Raw genomic sequence first — 20,959 nt, forward strand, 5'->3', positions numbered from 1 at the left:
GCACCGATCTTCCCACCAGCCGATCGCGGCCGAGGGCGCGGCCCGTCCGAAAAGTCCGCTGGTCGCACGCACTTCAACACCGTAGGCTTTAGCTATTAATTACACCTGTTGAGCAGATGCCCGGAGACCCCCTTGCCCAGTCCGTATCGCGCGATCTTCGCGGCGCCCGGCACCGCTTCCTTCTCAGTGGCCGGTTTCGTCGGCAGGATGCCGCTGTCCATGATGGGCATCGGCATCGTGACCATGATCTCGCAGGTCACCGGGCGCTACGGTCTCGCCGGGGCGCTGGCAGCGACGCTGGCCATGTCCGCCGCCGCGCTGGGCCCGCAGGTGTCCCGGCTGGTCGACCGCCACGGCCAGCGGCGGGTGCTGCGCCCGGTGACGCTGGTCGCCCTGGCCGCGGCCACCGGACTGCTGCTCTGTGTCCAGGGAGGCGCGCCGGACTGGACGCTCTTCGCCTTCACGGCCCTGATCGGCTGCGTGCCGAGCCTCGGTGCCATGACCCGGGCCCGCTGGGCGGGGATCTACCGGGGGGAGGCCCGTCGGCTGCACACCGCGTACTCATGGGAGTCGATCGTCGACGAGGTCTGCTTCATCTTCGGCCCGATCATCTCGATCGGGCTGTCGACCGCGTGGTTCCCCGAGGCCGGGCCGCTGGTCGCCGCGGTCTTCCTGGCCGTCGGCGTCTTCTGGCTGACCTCGCTGCGCGCCACCGAGCCCCCGCCGCACCCGCGCACCCCCGGCTCCGGCGGCTCCGCGCTGCGTTCCCCCGGCCTCCGGGTCCTCGCCCTCGCCTTCGTCGCCACCGGCGCGATCTTCGGCTCGATCGACGTGGTGACGGTGGCCTTCGCCGAGGAGCGGGGACACAAGGCCGCCGCCAGCCTGGTCCTCGCCGTGTACGCGCTCGGCTCCTGTCTGGCGGGCGCGGTCTTCGGACTGCTCCACCTCGCGGGCGAGCCGTCCCGGCGATGGCTGCTGGGCGTCTGCACGACGGCCGTGAGTATGATCCCCCTCCTACTGGCCGGGAACCTGCCGTTTCTGGCCGTGGCGCTCTTTGTCGCGGGCCTGTCCATCGCACCGACGATGGTGACCACGATGGCCCTCGTCGAAGCGCACGTACCGCGCACCAAACTGACCGAGGGCATGACCTGGACGGGTACCGGGCTCGCGATCGGTGTGGCACTCGGCTCCTCGGCCGCCGGCTGGGTGGTCGACGCCCGGGGTGCGGAGGCGGGGTACGTGGTGCCCGTGGTCTCGGGCGCCGCCGCGGTCGTGGTGGGTCTCCTGGGGTATCGCCGGCTGCGCAAGCCGGTGCCGACTGGGGAGGGGCAGCGTGAGCGGGACCACGAAGCGAAGCACCAGGACGATGAGCAGCCCGTGGCGTAACTGGGCGGGGAACGTCACCTCGCGTCCCGTGCGGGAGGTGAGCCCCGCGTCGGCCGAGGAGCTGGCCGAGGCGGTCACCAAGGCGGCCGGGGACGGGCTGCGGGTGAAGTCGGTCGGCACCGGCCACTCCTTCACGGCGATCGCCGCCACGGACGGCCTGCTGATCCGCCCTCACCTGCTGGCCGGCATCCGGCGGATCGACCGGGAGGCGATGACCGTCACGGTGGAGTCGGGCACACCGCTCGAACGGCTGAACGCGGCACTGGCCCGGGAGGGCCTGTCGCTCACGAACATGGGCGACATCATGGCGCAGACGGTCGCCGGGGCCACCTCGACGGGCACCCACGGCACGGGCCGCGACTCCGCCTCGCTCGCCGCCCAGATCCGTGAACTGGAGCTGGTCACGGCGGACGGCCGAGTGCTGACCTGCTCGGAGCAGGGGAACGACGAGGAGCGCGCGCTCTTCGCCGCCGCGCGGATCGGACTCGGCGCGCTCGGTGTGATCACGGCCCTCACCTTCGCGGTGGAGCCCCTCTTCCTGCTCAACGCACGCGAGGAGCCGATGGCCTTCGACCGGGTCACCTCGGAGTTCGACGCGCTGCACGCGGAGAACGAGCACTTCGAGTTCTACTGGTTCCCCCACACGGACAACTGCAACACCAAGCGCAACAACCGCAGCGCGGGACCCGCCGCCCCGACCGGAAGGTTCAGCGGCTGGATCGAGGACGAGTTCCTCTCCAACGGGGTCTTCCAGCTCGCCTGCTCGCTGGGCCGCGCGGTACCGCCGGTCATCCCCTCCGTCGCCAAGATCTCCAGCCGCGCGCTGTCGGCCCGCACCTACACCGACATCCCCTACAAGGTGTTCACCTCGCCACGCCGGGTGCGCTTCATGGAGATGGAGTACGCGCTGCCGCGCGAGGCGGCCGTGTCGGCACTGCGTGAGGTCAAGGCGATGATCGAGCGCTCCCCGCTGAAGGTGAGTTTCCCGGTGGAGGTGCGCACGGCCCCGGCGGACGACATCCCGCTGTCGACGGCCTCGGGCCGGGAGACCGCGTACGTCGCGGTCCACCTCTACAAGGGCACGCCGCATCGCGCCTACTTCACGGCGGTGGAACGCATCATGACGGCGCACGGCGGCCGGCCCCACTGGGGCAAGGTGCACACCCGGGACGCCGGGCACCTCGCGGAGGTGTACCCGCGCTTCGCCGAGTTCACGGCGCTCCGCGACCGGCTGGACCCGGACCGGCTCTTCGCCAACGACTACCTGCGACGGGTGCTGGGCGACTGACGCCGTGCGGCAGCGCACGGACGGGCGGCACCGCACGGACGCGGGCTTCGCGTATCCGCCCGCCGGTGCGCCCGGGGAGGTGCCGGCGGAAGGAGCCGCCGCGGGTCGTGATGACACTGATCACACCGACGGCCGGGATCGTGCCGCGCACGCCCAGGGGGAGGGGAGTTCGGCCACCGCGACGGCGTCGACCGCACCGGCCGGGACCCGGGCCACGCTCCGTTCGAGCCGCCCTCTCTCCTCCGATGCGAGCCGCTCTTCCCGTGCGCCCCAGGCGCGATCCCTGCCCGCCCCTCACCTGCCCATGCGTTCCCTCGTGCCCCCGGAAGGGCCATAGGGGGGAAGTGATTGGTTCCGCTTCCGGCGCTTCCGTGAAGAGCGACACCCGGGGGTCTCGTGCGTGGCGACCCAACTCCCGTACCGCCGGAGAAGTTCGACGGCGCGCCTGTCTCCCCGGGTGGCCCGAATGGAGTACTGTGTCGAGCCCTGGGTCCGGGCTCTCATGGGTGCCCGGGTCATCGGGAGGGGGCCGAAGTCGGCACTCGAACCGGCGGCGCCATGGCACCGCACGGACGCCCACCACCCAGAGTGACGACCTGTCACTCTGCGTGCCGAATGGGTAACCGTGTCACAGTCGCGGCCCAGGGTCCATGCCCGACACGCCGGGCAACTCGGCAAGGTTGTGGCAGGCTGCACCCGGGCAGGCCACACTCGACTAGCGGAAGCAGCGACGCACGTGACGTCGGCAGGCACCACCCGGGAGGTCCCCATGCCCGAACTGCGTGTCGTGGCCGTCTCCAACGACGGCACACGACTGGTGCTGAAGGCTGCTGACAGCACGGAGTACACGCTTCCGATCGACGAGCGGCTGCGCGCCGCCGTGCGCAACGACCGCGCCCGCCTCGGCCAGATCGAGATCGAGGTGGAGAGCCACCTCCGCCCTCGCGACATCCAGGCGCGCATACGAGCCGGTGCCTCCGCCGAGGAGGTCGCCCAGCTCGCCGGAATCCCCGTGGACCGCGTCCGGCGCTTCGAGGGACCGGTGCTCGCGGAGCGCGCCTTCATGGCGGAGCGGGCCCGCAAGACCCCGGTCCGCCGCCCCGGCGAGAACACCGGACCACAGCTCGGCGAGGCGGTACAGGAGCGGCTGCTGCTGCGCGGCGCCGAGAAGGACACCGTGCAGTGGGACTCCTGGCGCCGCGACGACGGCACCTGGGAAGTGCTGCTCGTCTACCGGGTGGCGGGTGAGGTACACACCGCGAGCTGGACGTACGACCCGCCCCGGCGGCTCGTACAGGCCGTGGACGACGAGGCACGGGCCCTCATCGGCGAGACGGACGACACGATCGCCGCGACGCCGGAGCCGAGCTTCCCGTTCGTGCCGCGGATCGCCCGACTGCCCCGGGACCGGCCGCTGGACCGCACCCTCGACCGGCCGGCGGACCGCCAGCCGGAACGCCCCTCCGCCTCCGCCGACCCGGACGAGGAGCGGGACTCGCTGACCAGCCTGCTGGAGGCGGTGCCGAGCTTCCGCGGCGACATGGTCGTCCCCGACCTCACCACCGAGCCGTCGGCGGCGGAGCCGTCCGACGACCCCGAGGCGGAGGAGCCGCCGGCTCCGGCGGCCTCGGCGGGAGCTGGATCGGCCTACGCCGACGTGCTGATGCCCCGCGCGGTCTCCGGCCACCGGGACCGTCTGACGGGCACCACGGACCGCCAGGCCGAGGCGGACGGTGTCCGGCCGGGACGCCGCGCGGCGGTCCCCAGCTGGGACGAGATCGTCTTCGGTACGCGGAGGAAGAAGCAGGACTGAGGGCGGTACCGGCGGGGGAACGGGAGGCCCGCACCCCCGCCGGTACCGCCCGCGTCGTGGCCGGGCGCGGAGTTTCCGCGCCCGGCCACGACGCCCTACCGCGGGTCCGCGCCCTTGGCCACCGGGCGGGACGGGTCGGCGGACCATTCCGACCAGGAGCCGGCGTACAGCGCGGCCGGGACACGGGCGAGGGCCAGAGCCAGTACCTCGTGCGCGCCCGAGACGCCCGAGCCGCAGTAGACGGCCACGGCGGTGTCCGGGCCGGCGCCGAGTGCCGCGAAGCGGGCCGCCAGCTCCTCCGGTGGCAGGAACCGGCCATCGGCGTCGACGTTCTCCGACGTGGGGGCCGAGACGGCGCCAGGGATGTGACCACCGACCGGATCGATCGGCTCCACGTCGCCCCGGTACCGCTCCGCCGCCCGCGCGTCCAGAAGCAGCCCCGAGCGGGCCAGCGCCGCCGCCCCGTCCGCGTCGAGCAGCCCGACCGTGTTCGGCTCCGGCCGGAAGTCGCCGGGCTCAGGCCGCGGGGTCTCCTTCGACAGCTCCCCCGGCCACGCCGGGAGGCCCCCGTCCAGGACCCTTGCGTCGGTGTGCCCGGTGAAGCGCAGCAGCCACCAGGCACGGGCGGCGCCCCAGCCGGGCCCGCCGTCGTAGACCACGACCGGACGGTCCGCCCAGACCCCCGCGCGGCGCATGGCCGCGCCGAAGACGTCCATGTCGGGCAGCGGGTGCCGGCCGCCGGCGCCGGGCGGGCCGGCGAGCTCCGTGTCGAGATCGACGAAGACCGCGCCGGGCAGGTGGCCGGCCTCGTAGGCGGGCAGCCCGGGTGGGCCGCCCAGCTGCCAGCGGACGTCGAGCAGGACCGGGGGCCGCTCCCCGGCCGACTCGCTCAGGAGTTCGCTTGCGGTGATGATGGGCTTCATGGGTGCCATCCTCGCGCAGCCCGCGCCGCAGCGGGCCACTCCTTGACACCGGCCGACCGGACAGCGACCCCAGGAACCGGCATTCCAGGCATCCTCGTACCGGATCGCGCCAAAGTCGGCGCGGCCGGGGCGCACCGCGCGCCGGTTGGTGCGACCATCGGCACCGGGCGTGCGGTGTCGGCCTGGCCAGTCGGAGGGAGTGATCGGCGAGCGGCGTCATGTGGCTTCGCGTCGGAGGCGGCGGCGGAAGACGACGCGTGCGTGTCGTCGACCGACGGAGCGCCGGAGACGGAGTCACGGGTGCCGGGAGCCACTCCCCTTGCTCTCCAGGACGTCAGGCACGTGTGCGGCAGGTCCGACGGCGGGTACGGAGCCGGCACGAACCCCGTGCCGGGGCCGACCACCCCGTGGTGGCCCGTACGCACGCCTGGTTCCCCCGTACCGCAGCGACGATGGTCCGAGGAGAGAGTGACGATGACCGAGGCGACGCGGCTCACACCCGGGACACCCTCGTGGGTGAGCCTGATGGTGCACGGCCTTGACGCGACGCAGGAGTTCTACCGCGCGCTCTTCGGCTGGGAGTTCGTGCCCGGACCGCACCAGCTCGGCCCGTACGTCCGCGCGCTGCTGGACGACAGGGAGGTGGCGGGCATCGGCCAGCTGCCCCCCGACCGCCATCTGCCGGTCGCCTGGACCCCCTACATGGCCACCGACGACGCGGACGAGACCACCGAGACCATCCGGTGCTGCGGCGGAACGGTCGCCGTCGGTCCGCTGGACGCCGGGGAGGTCGGGCGGCTCGCGATCTGTTCGGACCCGACGGGCGCCGTCTTCGGTGTCTGGCAGGCCGGGCCGCGGCACGGCACGGCGACCGCCGGACCGCCCGGGACACCCGTCTGGAACGAGCTGCTGACACACGAGACCTCGATGGTCGCGAAGTTCTACCGGACGGTCTTCGGCTACGAGATCGAGCCCGTCGTCTCCGCCGACTTCGACTATCTGACACTGCACGTCGACGGTCGCCCGGTCGCGTCCCTGCACGGCGTGGGCGGCGCGCTCCCCCGTGACCGTGGCGCCCACTGGATGACCTACTTCGAGGTCGCCGACACGGACGCGGCCGCCGCTCTGGTCAGCGAGCTCGGCGGCCGGGTCCTGCGACCGCCCCGGGAAGGCACGGCGGGCCGGCTGGCCACCGTGACGGACCCGGAGGGCGCCGTGTTCACGATCGTCCGGTCGGCCGACGCCTGAGAGCCTGTCGGGCGGCCCCGGGGCGAGCGCCACTCCCCTGCCTGGTCAGCGCCGCCGGACCCGTGCCGGGCGCCGGCGCGGCCGAGCGGGCGGCTGCCCGCTGTCCCCGCCCGTCAGCCCGAGGGCGGCCGATCGCCGCGGGTCGATGTAGTGGGCAGGCCGCTCGTCGTCCGGCCGGCCGCCGAGCAGCGCCACCGCGTCCTCGCGCAGCCCGGGATGGAGCCTGGGCTGCATACAGTGGCCCACCGCCCGGACCAGCGAGCGCAGTGTGTCCGAAGCCGCTCCCGGCACCACGGGACCCGCGCCCGTCTCCAGGTCGGGCACGAGGTGGTCGACGAGGACCAGCGGCATCCGGTTGCTGTTCTCGTAGGGCTTGAGCCGCCCCAGGACGGTCTCGGTGCCGACCCGGGCGAGGGGGACGCCGTAGTACACCGAGGCGGTGAGCATCGCGGTCGAGAAGCAGCCGACGACGAGCCGGGGCCGACAGCGCGCGTAGAAGGTCTCCGCGAGCAGCGGGCCGTCCAGCACCGTCAGCCGCACCCCGGCCGCCTCGGCGGCCTCGCGCAGGGCGCCCGAGTAGCGCGGGGGCGCGGTCGGATGCGGCTTGAAGAGCACCGAACGGTGACCGGCCGCCGCCGCGCCGCGCACCATCCGGGCGTGGAGTTCCTCCTCCTCGTCGGGGGTGAGGATGCCGAGCGCGGCGAGGTACTGGCCGAGGAGGACGGCGGTGGGGGCCGCGGCGACGGCCTCCGCCACCTGCGGGTCGCCTTCGGCGGCCTCGGCGATCTCCGCGAGGACGGCGCGGAAGGCGTCGTCGGGCACGAGCTCCGGTTCGACGTCGCACTCCGTGAGGAGCAGGGGGCGCAGTCCGGGTACCAGGTCGAGGTGGAGGAGTCGCCGGATGCGGCAGCCGATGGACTGCGGCACCTCCTCGCGGGTGGGGCCGTAGCTCATCAGGCCGTCGGAGTACACGTGTACGGCGCTCTCGGCGAAGACGGCGGCGAGCGCCCGCGCGGGGTTGACCTGGATCGACTCGACGACAAGCTCGACCGGGGCGGTGCCCAGGCCCCAGGCGGTACGGAAGACCCTCTGCCACAGCGGGGCCTCCTCCGGGCGGGGTGCCCAGGAGGCGGGGTGGTGGGGGTGGATCGCCTCGTTCCAGTCGAGGGTGGCGTCGAAGCGGGTGGCGATCCGGTCGTAGCCCGTCATGGTGTCGAGCCGCAGCGCCGTCTCGGGGACCTCGGCGTTGTGCGACAGCAGGAGGAAGCGGCGGGCGTCCGCGGCGGCGCCGAACTGTCCGGCGTCGACGGCGGCGGCCAGGGTGGCGGCGCCGTACAGCGTCGACACCTGGAAGATCTGCACCCGGGGTCCGCTCGTTCCGGCCTCGTCCGGTGCGTTGGGGGCGGCCGTGTCCGGGCGGGCCGCGCCGGTCCGCGCCGGGGTGGGGTCCGTGATCATGGGTCAGGCCGCCTTTCCGGTGGCGCGCAGGCCGCGGAGCAGTGTGCTGCGCGGGGTGTCCATGCTCGCGAGCGTCGCGTCGAGTACCTGCTGCGGCATCCTGCGCAGCGCGTCGGAGACGTCGCGCCGGAGACGTCTGGTGACGGCGGGCTCGTAGCGGTCGGCCTTTCCCATGTGGAAGGCGATGAGCGCGCAGTAGGTGCGGACCGCCTTCGGGAGGAAGCGGTCCGCCTCGGCGTCCGCGGAGACTTCGTCGAGCAGCAGGTCGTACGACGGAATGAAGTCGAGCTGACGGTTGTCGGTGATCTGCGTGAGGGAGGTGGTGACACCGCGCCGGTAGAACGCGCCGTGCAAGCTGAGGGCCGCGTAGGAGCTGGTGTTCAGGTGCAGGCGCCAGATCCAGAGGCGGTCCTCGGCGGTGCGCAGGGTCGTCTCGAATCGCGCGGCGCCGTTCGCGAAGAGGTGGCCGGCGTAGATCCCGAAGGGGACGAAGGGATAGTCCACCATCGTCACCATGCCGGAGGGCGCGATGCCGTCTCGGGGGTCCATGACGGTGTCGCGCCGTGGGGCCGGCGCGTAGCGGACCGCGCGGGTGCGGCCGGTCGACAGGACGTGGTCGGTGCGGGCGAAGTCGCAGCCCAGGGCGTCGATTCCGTCGACCATGGCGCGCAGATGGCCGGGGGCGTACCAGTCGTCGCCGTCGAGGAAGGTGACGTAGTCGCCGGTCGCCGTGTCCAGCCCGGTGTTGCGCGCCTGGGCCACGCCGAGATTGGTCTCGTGGCGGATGACGGTCGTGTTCGGAATCCGGTCGGCCAGCCGGTCGAGAACGTCCGGGGTGTCGTCCGTGGAGCAGTCGTCGATCAGCAGGAACTCGAAATCCGGGTCCGCGTTGACCGCCAGGCCGCGCAGGGTGTCGGGGGCGTAGGTCCCGACATTGTGGAACGGTACGACGACGGAAAGTTTCGGCACACGCAATCCCCAGGGTCACACACGGTCGGTCGAGCGAGGAGCGTCCGGGCGAGGAGGCCCGAACGCCCGTCAGCGGGCAGGCTAGCGCCGCTCAGTTCCCGCCGGACGTGCCCGATGTGCACGCCGGATGAACTCTTCCGGTCCTCCGGAGGAACCGGTGCCGGAGCGCGGTCGCGAGGAGGCAGAGCAGGGCGGCGGCGCCGACCGCGCCGCCGAGCCGCAGCCCCGGCGGCCGGAAGGAGCAGCCGACGGTGGTCTGCGTGCCGTCGAGCGGGACGGCGATCAGTCCGAGGTGGCTGCGGGCGGGTACCGGGTCCGCGTCGCCCGCGGCGCAGGTCCAGCCGGAGATCCGCGGGACGGCGACGACGGCGGTCCCGGTGCTGCCGGGGGGCAGTTCGGCCGTGAGCGTGTGGCCGGAGGTCCGCACGGAGGTGGCGCCGGTGGCGGTCGCCGCCTCGACGGCCGTGGTCAGCCGCTCCTCGACGAGACAGCCGACGGGGCGTTCCGGCAGTACAAGCTTCCCGGCGGGGCGCAGCACGATCCGTACCTCGCCGGAGTCGGGGACGGTACCGAGCCGTCCCATGGGGGCCATGACGGACGGCGGTCCGCCGGCGAAGGCGACGGGCCGCCGGTCGCCCAGGACCGCGGTGCCCCGGTATCGGGGCGCCCAGAACCAGACCTGGGCGCCGGCGGGGCAACCGACGGTGAGGGTCACGGCGCCGCGGGGTCCGTTCGCCCGGCGGGGCGCGGCGGGCACCTCGTAGACGTCGGCGCCGAGCAGCGCCTCCTGGTTGTCGAAGGCGGACGCGCCGTGGCGGAACCCGTGGGCCGTCGGCCGGAGGCCGGGGCGGACGGTGACGAGCGGCGGCACCGGGGTGTCGGTGACCGTGACGGCGGCTTCGGGCAGCCGGTCGGTGCGCGGCGGGGCCGAGGGGGTGGAACGTATCCGGGTCCCGACGGAGAACAGCGCGTCGGTCACGGGGTTGTCCAGGCTGACCGGGTGACGGCCCTTGGCGTAGGAGCCGAAGCCGAGCGAGGTCAGGGTGCCGGAGAGGACCTCGGAGGTGAGGCTGCTGTAGTAGTCGGCTCCCTGACCGCCGACGAGGAGGACGTCGTTGCCGCCGGGGACCTCGCCCGGGTCGGTGCGGTACCGGGGCCAGGCGTCCTTGCTCGCGGTCGCCTCGGCCGTGTCCGTGTGCCAGGGACCGAGCCTCGGGGACCACGAGACCCTGCTCAGCTGCTGCCGCTCGATCCTGGCGCCGGTGATCGCGGTCTCGCCGGCCTGCGCGAGGACCAGCAGGACGACGGCCGCGGCGGGCAGGACGCGGGCCCCGGCCGCGCGGTGCCGGGCGAGGAGGAGGGCCGCCGCGGCGAGCACCACCAGGGCCAGGGCCGCGGCGAAGGCGGGATAGGTCCAGCGGTCGACGACCGGGTTGCCGAGGGAGCTCAGGGTCAGGACGGTGAGGAGCGTGCCCGCGCCGAGCAGGGCGGGCGTCCGGGGCGGTCCGCTCGCCGTGGAGAGCCAGGCGGCGATCAGCAGCAGGCCGCAGAGCACGAACGTCTGCCGGTACGGGATGCCGTTGGGCGAGGCTCCGGCGTGCCAGAGGAGGTGGGTGGGTTCCCACTGCATCGAAAGCGCCACCAGGCAGATCGCCGCCGTCCAGGCCCACCGGACCCCGGCGGCCACGGCACGGTTGAAGGGCAGCGTCAGGGCCAGCGCGAGGGCGGGGGTGCCGATGAAGAGGGCGGGGCTGGCGACGCTCGCCGTGGCGGGCAGCAGCCGGGCGAAGACCTCCGGCCAGGGGACGGCGGTGAACGACGTCTCGGGTGTGGGCTGCGCGACCCGGGTCGCCAGGAAGATCACCACGATGAGCGGAGCCGCGAGTCCGATGCCGACGAGCACGGACCGGGCGGCACGCAGCAGTCCGGCGAGACGCCGGCGGGCGCCGTCGTCGGCGGTGCACAGCCGGACGAACAGCACGACGGCCGCGCCGACGGTGGCCATGTAGGCGGTGTAGAAGTTCGCGTACCAGGCGATGGCGACGACCAGGGGGCCGAGGAGGGGCCGCCGGCCGGCGCGGGCCCATTCGCCGACGAGGCAGAGCAGCGGGAAGGCCAGCAGGCCGTCGAGCCACATCGGGACGGTGGCGGCGTAGTTCAGGGTCCAGCCACACAGGGCGTAGGCCGTGCCCAGGACGGCGGCCACCGGCCAGGGGCCGGGGCGCAGCCTCGGCAGCAGCAGGGCCATCGCGGCGGCTGCCGCGCTGATCTTGGCGACGGTGACGGCGTAGAGGGCGAGTTCGATCCGGTCGGCCGGGAAGAGCAGGACCATCAGGTCGAAGGGGCTGCTCAGGTAGGTGCCGTAGTCGCCGAGGAAGTTGGAGCCGAAGCCGGAGTTCCAGTTGAGGAACAGGTCGCCGTCGGTCTCGCCGAGGAGAAGCCGGCGCCAGTAGGCGTGGAACGGCAGGTACTGCTGGCCGAGGTCGACGGTGTTGCGGGTGGTGGGCCCGAAGGGATGGCTGCCGGCCAGCAGGCCGCCGAGGCAGAAGACGAGGCAGCTGAGCAGCGCGGCGGCCGTCGGGGCGCGCCAGGGTGCACCGGGCGCGTTCCGCGGCGGCCGGCCGCGGGGGACGCCCGGGACGGGAGCGGGGGGATCGCCGCCGGGGGAGGAAGGTCCGGCGCTCCGGCGGTCCCCGGCGGGTCCGTGGGGTCCCGATTCCGACGCCCGCGACCGCCCGTCGTCCCCGCCCGCCGCGCCGGGGGCGGTCGTTCCCCCGTCGTGTGCGTCTTCCCCTCGGGCGGATGCGGTGTCGGCAGCGGGGGGCACGCGTCCTCCGGGGTCTGTCGCGCGGCGCGCGGGTACGAGGGCCCGGACGTCGCGTCACGGGCCGAGCGCCATTACCGCCGAGCCGGGCGACCCGTACCCCATCGGCAGGCGGTCTGCGGGTACACCGGAGGTGAACTCCCGGTGGCGTACGCGGCCGAAGGCGGCCGAGGATGGTCGCTCGTGGGCGCGCTTCTCCCGTCCGGCTTTCGCAGTGTCGTTGAAAAAAACCCGAGTTTCCGCCAAGTCTCGCTGTCGTGTCTCGTGCCGGCCGGGGCCCCCGGCGACTCCTCGCCCGTGCTCTGACCTGAGGGTCGTCGGCTACGGCGGGTGCTGACCTCTGTCGCGTGCGTGACCGGAACCGAGCCGGGGACCGGCATACCACCTGGCCTTTCACCATGAACTGGCCAGTACGCACCGAGTGGCGCGATTCGCTTCCCCCAAAGCATCACCCTGCGACCATCAACGCCAACGAAAATCAGCGCATCCACCACCGGACTGCCATGGGGGGAGTGACCATGGGGCTGCTCGGTGAGGAACACGCGTTCGCGCGTGCTCTGACCGCCCAGGAGAACGAGAGCGTGATGGCGCTCGGGAGCCGGAAGTCCTACGCCGCCGACGCCCATCTCCTGACGGAGGGCGACCGTTCACGTCACGTCATGATCATCTTACGGGGGTGGGTGACCGTCTCCGTCGCCACCGACCGTGGTGCCACCCGGCTGATACTCGGCCTGCGCGGCCCCGGCGAACTGCTCGGCGAGATGGCCGCCCTGGACAGCCGCCCCCGGAGCGCCACCGTGCGCGCGCTGGGCCCGACGGAGGCCCAGGTCATGACGGGGGACGCCTTCCGCCGCTTCCTCGCCCTCCACCCGCGGGTCAGTGGTCTGGTGATGCGCCAACTCACCTTCCGGCTCCGCAGCGCCGACCAGGAGCGTTCCGCGCTCGCCTCGCTCACCGTGCTGCAGCGACTGGCCGCCCGGCTCGTCGAACTCTCACGGTCCGATTCCTCCCACCCCTACGCGCCCTCCGCTCCGGACGGCCACGCCGGCTCGGCCGTCCACCTGGCCCAGGACGAACTGGCCGCCACCGTGGGCGCCACCCGCGAGGCCGTCGCCAAGGCCCTGCGGCTGCTGCGTACCCAGCGTGTCGTGCGTACCGGCAACCGCCTGGTGGAGGTACTCGACCCCGCGCTGCTCGCCCTTCTCGCGGAGGGTCATCAGGAGTAACGCGCTCGCCCGGTCGTGTGTAAACGGCTACAGACGGCCAAGGTCCCGGGCCGGATGCTGGAGGGACGGCAGGACGAACACGACAGGGGGCAGGGCATGGACCGCGACGCGACGGATGTCACCGAAGCGCACTACGAGTTGGTGATCAGCGTCGACGCGCGGCGTTCCGGCGCGTACGACGACGTCGACAGGCCGCGGATGCGCGAGCGGATCTACCGGATCCTCGAAGCGGCCTTCACCCAGGCCAAGGTGGTACGCGACGCCGTCCACATGGAGGACCGCGGCGACGGGGTGCTGCTGTCGGTGGCCGGCCGGGTCGCCGTGACCCGCCTGCTCGGCCTCTGGATGGTCGAGGTGCACGAGAACCTCCGGAACGAGAACCGGACCCTGCGCGTCCCGTTGGGCCTGCGGGTGGGCATGCACGTCGGTCCGGTCCGGCACGACGAGCGGGGGATCAGCGGACGCGCGGTCGACCTGGCCTGCCGGCTGGCCGACTCCCCCGTCGGGCGAAGGCTGTTGGACGCCGAGGAGGCCGACCTCGTCCTGGTCGCCTCGGAATCGCTGTACGAGGACGTGGTCCGGGGCGGCGGCAAGTTCATCGAGCCCGCGCGCTACTCCCCCGCCCTGCTGACCCTCAAGGAGGGGGCGGTCACCGCCTGGTTCCAGCTTCCCGGACGGGCGGCCCCGGTGATCCCGGACGGCGATCCACGGCCGGTCCCGGACCCCGCCGCGCAGAACGGCCGGTCCGGCGGCGGGAAGCCGGGCCCCGGCGGCGGCGACGCCGCCGCGCACCCCGGGCCGGACACGGACACCACCGACGACGCCGACGACGACGCCGGGGCCCGGTACACCGTCCACGGCGACATGTCCCAGCACCGCGACAACACCTACTGGCAGCCGGTGCACATCGGCCGGACCACCGGTGACACCGGTCGCCGGAAGGGCTGAGCGACATGGCCGACGACCAGTACACGGACGACGCCGCCGAACCGGCGCCGCGCCACGGTCCCGACGGGCGCTCCGCCGAGGCCGAGGACCGGCCCGGGGCCGGACGGAAGGGTGACGGGCCGCGCGGGGCGGAACGTGGAGCCGACGGCGAGGACGAGTCCGCCGACCCCGAGGCCGCGGAACGCGACCGGGAGCGGGAGCGCGCGGCGGGACGCTTCAAGGAGCACACCCGCGACCCGCTCGCCGAGGAACAGAGCGACGACCCGGCCGGACCCACCGACCTCGCCGCCGCCGCGCGGGCCCGCCGGTCCACCCGGACGCTCTTCGAGAGCGGCCGGGACCTGCACAGCTTCGACCGTTCGTACATCGGCAGCGCCCACATCGGCGACATCCATCTGCGGATGGACGCCCGCCAGTCCGGCGCTGCGACGCGCACGGGTCCGGTACCCGACGAGGAACTGCGCGCCCTGCGCCGGATCCACGTGGAACCGCAGGGCTACTCCCGGCTGCGGGACGCGCTCCGCGCCCGGCGGCTCCTGGTGCTCGGGGCGGCGCCGGGCACCGGTCGCACCAGCACCGCGCTCTCCCTCCTCGACGAGGTCACCGCCTCCGCCGGGCCCGGTCCCGGCCACGCGGCGGGCCCGCGGGTGCTGCGGGTCGATCCGGACGGCGGTGTGCGCGGCCTGGTCGCCCTGGCGGCCTCGTCCGACGCGGCCCCGGGCGACGACGGCGGTCCGGATCTCCCCAGCACGGGCTACCTCCTCGAACTCGCGCTCGCCAGACCGGGCGCGGTGCCGCCCGACGCCATGGACCTCGACGGTCTGGCCGCGGCCCTGGACGCCCACGGCTCCTTCGCGGTGATCGTCGTGCCGCTCGGTTCGGCGGCGAACCCGCTGCTCGCCGGCCGCTACGGCATGCTCTGCCCGCCCGCGCCCACACGCGAACTGCTCACCACGCGGCTCAGGGAACGTCTGGAGGACCACGTCGCCGCGGGCGGCCCGTCGGGGGCGGACGACGCCGCCGCCCGGGTCGAGGCCCTGCTCGGCCGCGCCGAGTCCCTGGTGGACCGGCGCGACGTCAGGGACGCGGTCGGACTCGGGGACCTGCGCCCCGCGGAGGCCGAGCTGCTCGCCTCGCTGCTCGCCGGCCACCTGCTCGACGAGGTGTCCTCCGAGGAGTTGCTGGCCGGCTGCCGGAGCCTCGCCGCGGACCAGGCCCAGGAGTGGTTCACCGGCGTGGACCGGACCCTCGCCACGACACCCGAAGCGGACGACCCCACGACACGCGCGAACGCGGCGGCGCTCTTCCACCCCGTCGCGTTCCGTATCGCGCTCGCCGTCCTGGGCGGCGCACCGCACAGCGCCGTGGCCGCCGCCGCTCATCTGCTGACCTGGGAACTGTCCGTGCAGTGCGATCCGGAGAACGCCCCCGCGCGCCCGCTGTTCTGCGACGATCCCGTCTCCGACCTGGCGCTCTCGCGCGCCGAACTCACCGACGGCCGGGTCGAGGTGGCGGGTGCCGAGGTCGACGCGCGACTGATCTGGTACCGCGGCTCCGCACTGCCCTCCGCGGTGCTGGCCGAGGTGTGGGACCGGCACTTCCCGGCCCGGACGCCGGTCGTGCGCTGGCTGCGGCTGCTGGCGGACGACCCCCGGCCGCATATCTGGATGCGCGCCGCGGTGGCCGCCGGCGAGCTGTGCGTCAGGGACTTCGACCACGGTTACGCGGAACTGGTCCGGCCGCTCGCCGAGGCGTCCGGGCCCCGCCGGAGGATCTTCGCGGCCACCACCCTGGACCAGGCGGCCGGCCACCCCTCGCACGCCCGGGCGGTGCGCACGCTGGTGGCCGACTGGAGCCGGTCCGGGACGAAGCCACTGCGCTGGACCGCGGCGATGACGCTGGGCTACGGGTCCGCCGCGGCCACGACCGACGACGCCCTGGACGCGCTGGCCCGGATCGGGGTGCGCGACGACGGGGAGCAGCTGGCCGTCGCCTCGTTCAACGTCGTCCGGCTGCTGGCCCTCCCGGACAGCGCGACGGTGCTGCGCCGGATGGCCGACTGGACCCATCACAAGCGCGCGGCACACCAGGACCTCGGGCTGGTCACCACCGTGCGCCTGGCCCTGAGCGAGGTGGACGAGGTACTGACCGACGGGCCGGGCTCGCCCCTGGCGGACCTCGGGGACTGGCCGCTGCCGCTCGCGCTCGCCGTGACCCGCCCGGAACTCGTCGGGCCGATGGCCGACCTGATGTGGACGGCGCTCAACACCGCGCGTTCCAGGGACGTGGCCGTGGACTCGTTGGAGGTCCTGCTGCGTTCCGCCGTGCGCAAGGACGGCACGGAGTGGACCCGGCCGGGGTTGGCCGCGCTGCTGCCGGCGCTGGCCACCGAGGAACACGACCGGCGGCGGCTCGACTGGCTGCTGCGACGCATGATGAACGATCCGGAGAATCCGCTCCCCGACGCGCAGGCGCGCGCCCTGTGGTGGCTCGCCGTCACACCGGGGGACCGGACGGACGAGGAGGACAGGCATGGCTGAGGGCTTCGGCGCGGCGGCGGGCGAGAACCCCGGGGGCCACGCGGTCTCCGGCGCGGGGCCCGCCGGCCCGTTCCTGCGGGAGTACCAGCCGACGGGACCCTTCCGGCAGTCGGGCGCCAGGACGGCCTCGGTGCTCTTCTACCGGAACGGCGGCTACAGCGTGGCCAGCGTCTCCGGCGTCCGGCACCACGACAAGCGGGCGCTGGCCCGGCCGCACACCATCTGCGAGATCGCGCTGGGCACCTTCGTGACCCGGCTGGAGCTGGAGCTGCCCGCGGCGGGAGGCGCCACGTTCTTCAAGGCGGAGGTGGACATCCACTGGACGGTGTCCGATCCCCACCTGGCGGCCACCGAGGTGGTCACCGACGTCGCCGAGCGCCTCACCGCCCCGACGCTGGAACGCCTGCGCGAGGTGACCGCCGAGTTCCCGGTGAGCCAGGCCGAACAGGCCGACCGGGCCCTGACGCGGCACTGCGGGGGCGGGCGGTGGGACGACCTGGGCGCCGAACTCGGCCTGCGGGTGCGGCTGTATGTGCGGCTGCGGGTGGATGACCGGACGATCGCGCACATGGACGGACTACGGGCCGCGCACGCGGAGGCGGAGGTGACCCGCGTCCACCAGGACACCTTCCGGAACATGCTGCGGGGCGGCGAGCTGGACCAGCTGAGCTACATGCTGGCGGCCAGGCCGGAGGAGGCCAAGGACTTCCTGGAGAAGATCCGGCAGGAGGGCCGGCAGGACGAGAAGGAGCGCGTCGACCGGCTCTTCGCCATGGTCGCCAGCGGCCAGATCCAGTCCTCGGAGGTCGAAGCGCAGGCTCTGGAACTCCTCAACCGGGGGCGGCACCGCGTCCAGGGGCCGATCGGCTCGTTGCCTCCCCACAGGTCCGCACCGCAACTGGAGCCGGGTGCGGCACCCCGGTACACGCCGGACTGGGTGGCGGACGAACCGCCCTCCCGGGCTCGGCGCGGGCCGGACACCGCCGAGGCCGGGCCGGGCGGAGGGGACCGCGCTCCGTGGGAGGACGCCGACGCGCACGGCGAAGCGGATCCGCCGCGTCGCGGGAGCCGCGACCGGGACGACGGCTGGTCCTGGGCGGAGGAGGACTGATGGCGGGCGGCGGGGGTCCGGAAACGTCCCCCGACCGGGTCGCGCCGGTGCCGGACGGGGGTCTGCACGGGCGCGACCCGGCGGGGGAACGCATCGCTGAACGGCTGTTGAACACGATTCGGGAGGACCTGGGCCGGGCCGACTCCAAGGCGGCCGTCCTGCTCTCCGGGGCGCTGGCGCTGCCCGCGTTCCTGATCGGGTGGCACGGCGCGCCGGACTGGCGCGGCGCGGCCGACATCGCGCTGGTGGTCGCCGGCGTGCTCTGGGCCGTCGCGGTGACCGCGCTGGTCCGGGCCCTGATGCCACGTACCGGCACGGTGCGCGGGCGGCCGGGCGTGACGTTCTTCGGCGACCTGCTGCCTCCGCGGGATTTCGCGCGGCTGTCCGCCGAGGTCACCGAAGCCGGCCGCGACCCGGTCGGCTGGCTGCTCGTCCAGGCGGTGGACGTCAGCTCGATCCTGTCCGCGAAGTACCGGGCCATCCGCTGGGGGGTCACCGCGCTGACCCCGGCGGCGGCGCTGGCACTGGTCTGGAGCCTGACCGCGCGCTGAGCCGGGCCGTGGCCGCCGGCGGGCGGCGGCCACGGCCCGGCGTGTGCGGTTCCCGGGCGCCGGAAGGCCCTCGGGGCTGCCGGGGCGGGCCGGCGAACACCGGAGGCGTCCGGGCGGTACGTGACCGCCCGGACGGCTCGGCGCCGCGGCCCGGCCCACGCCGTCGGCGCACCACCACGCAACGAAGCAGAGACGAACCAAGGGGACGGCCGTGAGAGCAGTCAGAGGAAGACGACGGACACGAGGGGACCGGGAGCGTGGCGCGGCGGCCCGCGCTTTGGGCGGCGTGGCGGTGCTGTTGTCCCTGCTGGCGCCGACCGCCCCGGCGACGGCACCGGCGGCGGACGCGCGTCCCGCCTTCGCGTCGGTGAACTACGTGGTCGCCGTCGACGAGTCGGCGAGCCTCGCGCAGCGGGACATGGAGGCAGAGAAGGCCGCCGCCGCGCGCATCGCGCTGGGCGACGTGTCGTCGTCCTCACAGGTGACGGTCTTCGGATTCGCGGCCGCCGAGTCCTCCGACCAGCGCGCGCTGGACCCGGTGTGCCCGAAGACCACCCTGGACGCGGCGGGGCGCGCGTCGATCGGCCGCTGCGTCGCCAAGCTCCGCGGCCGCAAGAAGAGCGAGGGCACCGGCACCGACTTCCCGAGCGCGATACGCCAGGCCGTCCACGAGCTGAGCACCGGCACCGATCCGTCGGTGCCCCGGGTCCTGTTCCTGCTGACCGACGGCGAGATGGACGTCAGTGGCAGCCCGCAGTACGGCGACCCCGCGCACCGCGAGGCCGAGGGCGAACGGCAACTGGAACGGGAGCTCAAGAACGCCGCGGCACAGAACGTCCAGATCTGGCCGCTCGGCTTCGGGCCCAAGCCGGACAAGGCCCAACTCGACCGGATGGCCGCGGGCGGCTACCAGAAGGGCTGTGTCGAACTGCCCTCCGCGCGGCCCAGGGCCGACAAGGTCTCCGGCGCGAAGGACGTCGGCCCGACGCTGGAGAAGATCTTCGCCGCCGCGCACTGCCTGCGGTACCAGCCGGGGCCCAGCGGGCGTCCGCCCAGCACCCTGGAGATCGGTATCTCGCCGCTGGCGACGGTCGGCAGCATCGTCGTCGACAAGGGCGACCCGGCCGTGACGGTCACCTACCTCGATCCGAACGGGCACCCCGTTCCCACTTCGGGCAAGTACCGGGCCTCGGAGTTCGAACTGGCGGGCGCGGGCGACGCCGTGGAGGCGCTGAGGATCACCGACCCGGTGCCCGGCGTCTGGAAGGTGAAGGTCGAGGCCCCCGAGGGGCACCGTTCGTTGCCGGTCGGCGTCAGCGTGCTGTGGCAGGGCGAACTGCGCGGTGCCATCACCATGAACCCGCCCTCGCCGCAGGCCGGTGAGGAGACCACGGTGACCCTGCGCCTGCAGACCCGCGAGGGCTACGAGATCAAGGACCCGCGCGACTACGCCGGACTGCGGGTCAGCGGCCGGCTGACCGGCGACGGCTTCGCGCCGCTGGAGCTGCGCCTCGCCGACGACGGCAAGGCCCCGGACGACAGGAAGAGCGACGGCTCCTTCACGGGCACCGTGCGGGTCCCCAAGAGCGCCGACGGCGCGCTGAAGGTGAGCGGGACACTGACGGCTTCGGGGCTCGCCGCCGACACCCGCAGCGAAAGCGGACAGATCGCGCCGGGCACGCTGACCGTGACCACCGCCCTCACCCTGGCCGACGCGGACGTCCACCCCGGTGCCCGGTTCACCGGCACGCTGGCCGTCCACAACACCGGCGACACCCCGCACACCCTGCGGCTGTCCGTCGCCGACCTCGCCTCCGGACTGCTGTCGGTCGAGCCGGCCGAGATCGAGCTGAAGCCGGGCGACTCCGGGACCCGGACGGTGACCGTCGAGGTCGCTCCGGCGGCCGTCTTCGGCGACCGTCTCGGCGACGACGGACTGCGGCTCGGCGGCACGGTGACCGTCGTGGACACCACCGACGAAGACCGGACACTGGTGCGCTCCCCGCTGTCGGTCCGGGTCACACCGGAGCCCGGCGCCTGGGACGCGTTCTGGGACGCGTACTGGGGGGCGTTCCTCGGTGCGGTCCTGCTGATCGCGCTGGTCGCGGCCGTTGCGCTCGCCTGGTCTCGCCTGCGCCGCGCCCGCCGTGACCCGCACGGACTGGTCCTGCGGCTCGTGTCCGAGGCGGGTGACGTCCTCGGCGAGCACACGGCGGGCCACGGCCAGCGCCAGTGGTACGGGTTCGCCGTCGTCGAGGCCCACCGCGATCCGCGCATCGAGCGCCGGAACAACGGCCCGTACGCGGTCCGGCGCAGCCCCGAGGGCGGCGCGGTCCTGCGCACCCGCGGCGGCGGGACCGCGCGGCTCCCGGCCGGCGGACGCGTCCCGCTGACCGACACGCTGAGCCTCTCGCTGGGCGAGGAGACCCGCGCCGCGAAGACCCGTCGGACACGGCCCGGAAAGGGTGGGACCGGTCGGAGCGGGCGGACGACGGGCCCCACTCCCCCGCCCGCCGAGGGCGGGGCGTCGAGCCCCTACGAGACCTACCTGTGACGCGTGGGCGGGCCGGTGGTGCGCGGGGGCTCCGCGCACCCCGCCCGCCCCGGCCCCCGTGCCGCACGGCCGTCGCGCCGCGCGGCACCCCCTGAGTACCGATGACGGAACGGCCGCCGC

14 protein-coding genes are annotated in these 20,959 nt (G+C 74.0%); 10 read left to right on the top strand and 4 right to left on the bottom strand.

Features of this window, described 5'->3' with window-relative positions; translation table 11 throughout:
• The first annotated feature begins 132 nt into the window (after positions 1 to 132).
• The 3 genes from OG393_RS06785 to sepH all read left to right on the top strand — a co-directional run bounded on the left by OG393_RS06785 (position 133) and on the right by sepH (position 4,487).
• On the top strand, positions 133 to 1,386 hold the full coding sequence (locus tag OG393_RS06785) for an MFS transporter (RefSeq protein WP_327373720.1): 1,254 nt from the start codon (positions 133 to 135) through the stop codon (positions 1,384 to 1,386).
• Positions 1,367 to 2,674 carry a D-arabinono-1,4-lactone oxidase gene (locus OG393_RS06790; RefSeq protein ID WP_327378333.1) on the top strand — a complete coding sequence of 436 codons (1,308 nt, stop codon included), beginning with the start codon at positions 1,367 to 1,369 and terminating at the stop codon, positions 2,672 to 2,674. Before OG393_RS06785 ends, OG393_RS06790 begins: the two co-directional genes overlap by 20 nt.
• 736 nt (positions 2,675 to 3,410) lie before the next feature.
• Positions 3,411 to 4,487: a septation protein SepH gene (gene sepH / locus OG393_RS06795; RefSeq protein ID WP_327373721.1), complete on the top strand. Its 1,077-nt coding sequence runs from the start codon at positions 3,411 to 3,413 to the stop codon at positions 4,485 to 4,487.
• A gap of 95 nt (positions 4,488 to 4,582) precedes the next feature.
• Here sepH and OG393_RS06800 read toward each other — a convergent pair whose 3' ends face one another.
• Positions 4,583 to 5,410, bottom strand: coding sequence for a sulfurtransferase (locus OG393_RS06800; RefSeq protein WP_327373722.1), 828 nt, complete (start codon positions 5,408 to 5,410; stop codon positions 4,583 to 4,585).
• A gap of 474 nt (positions 5,411 to 5,884) precedes the next feature.
• Between OG393_RS06800 and OG393_RS06805 the strand changes: the two genes are divergently transcribed.
• Positions 5,885 to 6,658, top strand: a complete 774-nt coding sequence (locus tag OG393_RS06805; RefSeq protein WP_327373723.1) for a VOC family protein — start codon at positions 5,885 to 5,887, stop codon at positions 6,656 to 6,658.
• Between the two features lie 45 nt (positions 6,659 to 6,703).
• On the opposite strand, the gene OG393_RS06810 is transcribed toward OG393_RS06805, so the two are convergent.
• The 3 genes from OG393_RS06810 to OG393_RS06820 all read right to left on the bottom strand — a co-directional run bounded on the left by OG393_RS06810 (position 6,704) and on the right by OG393_RS06820 (position 11,912).
• Entirely contained in the window at positions 6,704 to 8,116 is a 1,413-nt protein-coding gene (locus tag OG393_RS06810; RefSeq protein WP_327373724.1) for a polysialyltransferase family glycosyltransferase, read from the bottom strand.
• Between the two features lie 3 nt (positions 8,117 to 8,119).
• Positions 8,120 to 9,085, bottom strand: a complete 966-nt coding sequence (locus tag OG393_RS06815; RefSeq protein ID WP_327373725.1) for a glycosyltransferase family 2 protein — start codon at positions 9,083 to 9,085, stop codon at positions 8,120 to 8,122.
• Positions 9,086 to 9,176: 91 nt separating this feature from the next.
• Entirely contained in the window at positions 9,177 to 11,912 is a 2,736-nt protein-coding gene (locus tag OG393_RS06820) for a YfhO family protein (RefSeq protein ID WP_327373726.1), read from the bottom strand.
• A gap of 515 nt (positions 11,913 to 12,427) precedes the next feature.
• Here OG393_RS06820 and OG393_RS06825 point away from each other — a divergent pair.
• The 6 genes from OG393_RS06825 to OG393_RS06850 all read left to right on the top strand — a co-directional run bounded on the left by OG393_RS06825 (position 12,428) and on the right by OG393_RS06850 (position 20,839).
• Complete coding sequence (locus OG393_RS06825; protein ID WP_327373727.1) at positions 12,428 to 13,135, top strand: Crp/Fnr family transcriptional regulator; 708 nt, start codon at positions 12,428 to 12,430, stop codon at positions 13,133 to 13,135.
• A gap of 54 nt (positions 13,136 to 13,189) precedes the next feature.
• Positions 13,190 to 14,083, top strand: a complete 894-nt coding sequence (locus tag OG393_RS06830; protein WP_327373728.1) for a hypothetical protein — start codon at positions 13,190 to 13,192, stop codon at positions 14,081 to 14,083.
• 5 nt (positions 14,084 to 14,088) lie between these two features.
• Positions 14,089 to 16,623 (top strand): hypothetical protein, encoded by a 2,535-nt coding sequence (locus OG393_RS06835; RefSeq protein WP_327373729.1) that lies wholly within the window; start codon positions 14,089 to 14,091, stop codon positions 16,621 to 16,623.
• A complete protein-coding gene (locus OG393_RS06840) occupies positions 16,616 to 17,734 on the top strand; it encodes a hypothetical protein (RefSeq protein ID WP_327373730.1) in 1,119 nt (372 codons plus the stop codon). Before OG393_RS06835 ends, OG393_RS06840 begins: the two co-directional genes overlap by 8 nt.
• Positions 17,734 to 18,285 carry a Pycsar system effector family protein gene (locus OG393_RS06845; protein ID WP_327373731.1) on the top strand — a complete coding sequence of 184 codons (552 nt, stop codon included), beginning with the start codon at positions 17,734 to 17,736 and terminating at the stop codon, positions 18,283 to 18,285. The genes OG393_RS06840 and OG393_RS06845 overlap by 1 nt, the downstream gene beginning before the upstream one ends.
• Before the next feature lie 211 nt (positions 18,286 to 18,496).
• The gene (locus OG393_RS06850; RefSeq protein ID WP_327373732.1) at positions 18,497 to 20,839 is read left to right on the top strand and encodes a VWA domain-containing protein; all 2,343 of its coding nucleotides are present in this window, start codon (positions 18,497 to 18,499) and stop codon (positions 20,837 to 20,839) included.
• Positions 20,840 to 20,959: the final 120 nt, after the last annotated feature.

The organism is Streptomyces sp. NBC_01216 (assembly GCF_035994945.1).
Classification (GTDB): Bacteria; Actinomycetota; Actinomycetes; order Streptomycetales; family Streptomycetaceae; genus Streptomyces.

Excerpts from the sequence above, each read along its gene's own strand:
- OG393_RS06790 (WP_327378333.1), top strand. The coding sequence starts at position 1,367 with ATGAGCAGCCCGTGGCGTAACTGGGCGGGGAACGTCACCTCGCGTCCC.
- OG393_RS06800 (WP_327373722.1), bottom strand. The coding sequence starts at position 5,410 with ATGAAGCCCATCATCACCGCAAGCGAACTCCTGAGCGAGTCGGCCGGG.
- OG393_RS06805 (WP_327373723.1), top strand. The coding sequence starts at position 5,885 with ATGACCGAGGCGACGCGGCTCACACCCGGGACACCCTCGTGGGTGAGC.
- OG393_RS06810 (WP_327373724.1), bottom strand. The coding sequence starts at position 8,116 with ATGATCACGGACCCCACCCCGGCGCGGACCGGCGCGGCCCGCCCGGAC.
- OG393_RS06825 (WP_327373727.1), top strand. The coding sequence starts at position 12,428 with ATGGGGCTGCTCGGTGAGGAACACGCGTTCGCGCGTGCTCTGACCGCC.
- OG393_RS06830 (WP_327373728.1), top strand. The coding sequence starts at position 13,190 with ATGCTGGAGGGACGGCAGGACGAACACGACAGGGGGCAGGGCATGGAC.
- OG393_RS06835 (WP_327373729.1), top strand. The coding sequence starts at position 14,089 with ATGGCCGACGACCAGTACACGGACGACGCCGCCGAACCGGCGCCGCGC.
- OG393_RS06840 (WP_327373730.1), top strand. The coding sequence starts at position 16,616 with ATGGCTGAGGGCTTCGGCGCGGCGGCGGGCGAGAACCCCGGGGGCCAC.
- OG393_RS06845 (WP_327373731.1), top strand. The coding sequence starts at position 17,734 with ATGGCGGGCGGCGGGGGTCCGGAAACGTCCCCCGACCGGGTCGCGCCG.